The organism is Sphingomonas sp. dw_22 (assembly GCF_018449795.1).
GTDB lineage: Bacteria > Pseudomonadota > Alphaproteobacteria > Sphingomonadales > Sphingomonadaceae > Sphingomonas.
In genome coordinates this window covers 1-5,086 of sequence record NZ_JAAVVE010000089.1, presented here as the reverse complement: position 1 = coordinate 5,086, position 5,086 = coordinate 1, and the positions used below count along the sequence as shown (strand labels likewise).

General features: G+C 64.3%; 4 protein-coding genes and 1 pseudogene. All 5 read left to right on the top strand.

Annotated elements, in window-relative coordinates; genetic code table 11:
• A pseudogene (locus HB724_RS20175) lies at positions 1 to 523 on the top strand (DNA primase); the annotation flags it as partial.
• 42 nt (positions 524 to 565) lie between these two features.
• On the top strand, positions 566 to 2,596 hold the full coding sequence (gene rpoD, locus HB724_RS20170) for an RNA polymerase sigma factor RpoD (RefSeq protein ID WP_213982736.1): 2,031 nt from the start codon (positions 566 to 568) through the stop codon (positions 2,594 to 2,596).
• Between the two features lie 335 nt (positions 2,597 to 2,931).
• Positions 2,932 to 3,546, top strand: coding sequence for a hypothetical protein (locus HB724_RS20165; protein WP_256731650.1), 615 nt, complete (start codon positions 2,932 to 2,934; stop codon positions 3,544 to 3,546).
• A 31-nt stretch (positions 3,547 to 3,577) separates the two neighbouring features.
• Entirely contained in the window at positions 3,578 to 4,426 is an 849-nt protein-coding gene (locus HB724_RS20160; RefSeq protein WP_213982734.1) for a MoxR family ATPase, read from the top strand.
• A 97-nt stretch (positions 4,427 to 4,523) separates the two neighbouring features.
• Positions 4,524 to 5,086 (top strand): CHAP domain-containing protein (locus tag HB724_RS20155; RefSeq protein WP_213982733.1); only part of this gene is annotated, 563 nt, incomplete at its 3' end.

Below are 5,086 nucleotides of genomic sequence, written 5' to 3'. Positions count from 1 at the left end.
TGCGACGATGCGCGGCGTCCAGGCGGCAGGCCTCGATCCGATCCTCGCCCGCGCGGTGCTCGCCGGGCTGATCCGCCATCCGGCCGAAATCGCCCGCCACATGGAAGTGCTCGGAAGTCTCCGCAGCGCCAGTGGCGCACTCGGCAAGCTGTTCGAGGCGGTTATCGACGTGGCTTTAGAGGATCGTCAACTTGATAGCGGCAAAGTTCTCACCATATTGGCGAGGTCCGGATTTGATCAGGTGGCGAGCGACCTCTTGAGAGCCGACACGCTTCCCTTCTCGTTCACGCGCCAGAATGTGGCGGACGAGGTGCGGGCGCGAGAGGACTTGAACGAGGCGATTGCCGTGATGGTGGCGCAGCCCGTGGTGGATGCGGCGCTGGCGGAGGCTACGCAGGCTCTGAGCAGGGACGGCTCGGAAGAGGCGTTCGCCCGCCAGGTTGCGCTTTCCAGGCAGCGGCAGGAGCTGCATGCGCGGCTCGCGAATCTGATGCTTGCGGACGAAGAAGAATTTGACGATTAGGGCGGCTGTTAAAATAGCCGCCATCTTGATTCGAGGTATTTGATGGCGAAGGCGAATGGCGGCGGCGGTGACGACACGATCGAAGTGGGCGATGCACCGCTGATCGATCTCAACGAGGGCACGCTCAAGAAGCTGGTCGCGCGCGCCAAGAAGCGCGGCTACATCACCGTGGACCAGCTCAACGAGATGCTGCCGCAGGATCAGATGTCCTCGGAGCAGATCGAGGACGTCATGTCCGCGCTCAACGACATGGGCATCAACGTCGTCGAGAATGAGGACGCCGGCGAGGACGCCGAGCCCGAGGACGACACCCCGGACGAAGTCGATGCCGCCGACGGCAAGGACGACGAGCCTGCCTTCGAGCTCACGAAGAAGAAGGAGACCGTCGATCGCACCGACGATCCGGTCCGCATGTACCTGCGCGAGATGGGCGCGGTGGAGCTGCTCAGCCGCGAGGGCGAGATCGCCATCGCCAAGCGGATCGAGGCCGGCCGCGACACGATGATCCTGGGCCTGTGCGAATCGCCGATCACGTTCAACGCCATCATCGGCTGGTCGAACGCGCTCAACGAAGGCACGATGCAGCTCCGCGAGATCCTCGATCTCGACGCGATGCTCTCCAAGGGTCCGTCGGCCGAGCAGGTCGAGGGCGCCGAGGACGACGACACCGGCGAGATCAGCGAGAAGACCGCCGGCGCCTCCTTCAAGGAGGAAGAGGAAGTCGAGGAAGTCGCCGAGGAGGAGGACGAGGATTCGATGACCGAGCGCCGCACCCCGCGGCCTTCGGACGACGAAGAGGAGGACAACACCCTCAGCCTCGCCCAGATGGAGGAGCAGCTCAAGCCGCAGGCGCTGGAGCGGTTCGCCAACATCACCGCGGTCTACAAGAAGTTCTCGAAGATCCAGCAGGCTCGGCTCGATGCGATGGCGGCGGGCGGCGAGCTGCCGGTGGCGCAGGAGCGCAACTATCACAAGCTGCGCGAGGAGCTCACGGCCGAGGTCGAGAGCGTCCAGTTCCACAACGCCAAGATCGAATATCTCGTCGACCAGCTCTATAGCTTCAACCGGCGCCTGACCGCGCTGGGCGGGCAGATGCTGCGCCTCGCCGAGCGCCACAAGGTGCCGCGCAAGGACTTCCTCGATCGCTATATCGATCACGAGATGGACGAGAGCTTCCTCGCCACGGTCGAGAAGCTCGACAAGAAGTGGAAGGCCTTCGCCGAGAACGAGGCCGCCGCGGTCGATCGCATCCGCATCGAGATCTCGGAGATCAGCCAGGCGACCGGCATGGCGCTCGGCGAGTTCCGCCGCATCGTCAACATGGTGCAGAAGGGCGAGCGCGAGGCGCGCATCGCCAAGAAGGAGATGGTCGAGGCCAATCTTCGCCTCGTGATCTCGATCGCCAAGAAATACACGAACCGCGGCCTGCAGTTCCTGGATCTGATCCAGGAGGGCAATATCGGCCTGATGAAGGCCGTGGACAAGTTCGAGTATCGTCGCGGCTACAAGTTCAGCACCTACGCCACCTGGTGGATCCGCCAGGCGATCACCCGCTCGATCGCGGACCAGGCGCGCACGATCCGCATCCCGGTGCACATGATCGAGACGATCAACAAGCTGGTGCGGACCAGCCGCCAGTTCCTCCACGAGCAGGGCCGCGAGCCCACGCCGGAGGAAATGGCCGAGCGGCTGAGCATGCCGCTCGAAAAGGTCCGCAAGGTGATGAAGATCGCCAAGGAGCCGATCAGCCTCGAAACGCCGATCGGCGACGAGGAGGACAGCCATCTGGGCGACTTCATCGAGGACAAGAACGCCGTCATCCCGGTGGACGCCGCGATCCAGGCGAACCTCAAGGAAACGGTCACCCGCGTCCTTGCCAGCCTCACCCCGCGTGAAGAGCGCGTGCTGCGGATGCGCTTCGGCATCGGCATGAACACCGATCACACGCTGGAAGAGGTCGGCCAGCAATTCTCGGTCACGCGCGAACGCATTCGCCAGATCGAGGCGAAGGCGCTGCGGAAGCTCAAGCATCCGAGTCGCAGCCGCAAGATGCGGTCGTTCCTCGATCAATAAGACTGCAAGGTCCGATCATGAAAAGGGCGGGTGTCCAAACTGGACACCCGCCCTTTTCCTTTGGAATTTGCAGGAATCGCGCACCGGAAGGTTTTCCGATGCTCGCGCAGCTGCCCCGGGCAATCGTTACGGGAACGGATCATCTGCGCGCCCGGCATCCTTGGCCTTGCATTTTCTTATGGTAAATTTTCCGTCAACCATGTCTCTAGTCGGTTCAGTATAAACCCTGAGGTAAAAAAGGAGACGCCGTATCCGTTGCGGTGGTCTTGCTGACTGGGGACGAGATGCCGTTTGATTCCGTACAGATTGCGCATTTGGGCGGTGCCTGGGGCGCAATGGGTTCGCTGGCGGGTTCCGACGGCAGCGCCAACCATCCCTATCTGCGCCGCCTGATCGACGGCAACGAGCCGATGCGCGACCTATGCGACGCGGTCCATTTCATCTGCCTGCTGCACGGCCGCCATCCGGGCGTGATCGATCATGCGCTCCAGCACGCCCGCTTCACGATCGAATCGGGCTGGATCGAAGCCGCTGCCGACGCCTTTGCCGGCGAGCGCACCTATCTGGTCCGCCTCGTCGCCGGCGCGGGTCCGCTGCCCAGCACGCCGGGCCATGCCGAATCGGAGGCCGCCGCCGCCGCGCAGCGCCATGCGCTGGAGATGCTCGCCCAGTCCGATCGCGCCGGCTGCGCGACGGGCGCGGCGGTCGCGCTGGCGATCGACTGGACGACCATCCGCCAGGTGCTCGACACCGCCGCGCATCGCTTCGGCGTCACGCTGGTCCCGTCCGAGCTTCCGCTTGCCGAGGAAACGGTGAGTGTCGTCGATGCGCTAGCCCGCGAATGCGCGATCGAGCGGGCGATGCTGTTCGGCGCGCAACAGGTCTATGCCCAGCATCGCGGCCTGTGGGATCTGCTCGAGGCCCGCGCCGGCGCCCGCAATCGGGGCTGACAAGCCCTCCCCGCCCCGCTACCCCGGAGCCATGCGCTTCGAAGGCACCCAGAGCTATGTCGCGACCGAAGACCTGAAGGTCGCGGTCAATGCCGCGGTCACGCTGCGGCGTCCTCTCCTCGTCAAGGGCGAGCCCGGCACCGGCAAGACCGTGCTGGCCTATGAGATCGCCAAGGCGGTGGATGCGCCGCTGATCGAGTGGAACGTCAAGTCGACCACCAAGGCGCAGCAGGGCCTGTACGAATATGACGCGGTGGCGCGGCTGCGCGACGGCCAGCTCGGCGATGCGCGCGTCCACGACATCGCCAATTATATCCGCAAGGGCAAATTATGGGAGGCGTTCACCGCCCCCCAGCTTCCCGTGCTGCTGATCGACGAGATCGACAAGGCCGATATCGAATTCCCGAACGATCTGCTCCTCGAGCTCGATCGCATGGAATTCCATGTCTACGAGACGGGCGAGACCGTGCGCGCGGCGGAGCGGCCGATCGTCGTCATCACCTCGAACAACGAGAAGGAACTGCCCGACGCATTCCTGCGCCGCTGCTTCTTCCATTACATCAAGTTCCCCGATCGCGAGACGATGCAGGCGATCATCGACGTCCACTTCCCGGGCATCCAGAAGATCCTGGTCTCCAAGGCCATGGATGTCTTCTATGAAATTCGCGAAGTGCCGGGCCTGAAGAAGAAGCCTTCGACCAGCGAGCTGCTCGACTGGCTGAAGCTGCTCCTCCATGAGGAAATGCCGCTCGACGTGCTCCAGTCACGCGATCCCGCCAAGGCGATCCCGCCGCTCCACGGCGCGCTGCTCAAGAACGAGCAGGACGTGATGCTGTTCGAGCGGCTGGCGTTCATGGCGCGGCGGCAACAGGGTAAATGAGCCACGGCGCCGATCGCTTGAGGCGATATCGTTAACCTCTTGGTAACCATTCACATTTAGGATTCCGCGCACGGGGGACTGTTTTCGGGGTAGTCCTATGCGCGTATTCCTGTCCTGCATCGCTCTCGGCCTTGCCGCGATCGCGCCGGCGCGCGCGGATTCGCTGCTCGATTATGTCGGCGAATGCGTGCCCTTCGCCCGCGCCGCTTCGGGCATCCAGATCTATGGCGACGCATGGACCTGGTGGGATCAGGCCAAGGGCCGCTATTCCCGGGGCTCGCAGCCCAAGGTCGGCGCGGTGCTCGTCTTCGCCCGCAGCCCGCGCCTGCCGCTCGGCCATGTCGCGGTGGTCAGCCGCATCGTGGACTCCCGCGTGCTGATGGTCACCCATGCCAATTGGTCGCGCCAGAATGGCGAGCGCGGCCATGCCGAGCAGGACGTGACGCTGTTCGACGTCTCGCCCGACGGCGACTGGAGCGAGGTGAAGGTCTGGTATCGCGACAATGACGGGCTCGGCGGATCGGTCTATCCGGCCAACGGCTTCATCTACGGCACCCCCGATCCCGAAGCCGACCGCCCCGTGCCCAAGGCCCGCCCTGCCCGCGAACTCACCGGCAAGCAGCCCGATTATGTCGGCTCATTGATCGACGCCTACGCACG

Bases quoted from the DNA above. Each gene is read 5' to 3' on its own strand.
- HB724_RS20160 (WP_213982734.1), top strand. From the start codon at position 3,578: ATGCGCTTCGAAGGCACCCAGAGCTATGTCGCGACCGAAGACCTGAAG.
- HB724_RS20165 (WP_256731650.1), top strand. From the start codon at position 2,932: ATGGGTTCGCTGGCGGGTTCCGACGGCAGCGCCAACCATCCCTATCTG.
- rpoD (WP_213982736.1), top strand. From the start codon at position 566: ATGGCGAAGGCGAATGGCGGCGGCGGTGACGACACGATCGAAGTGGGC.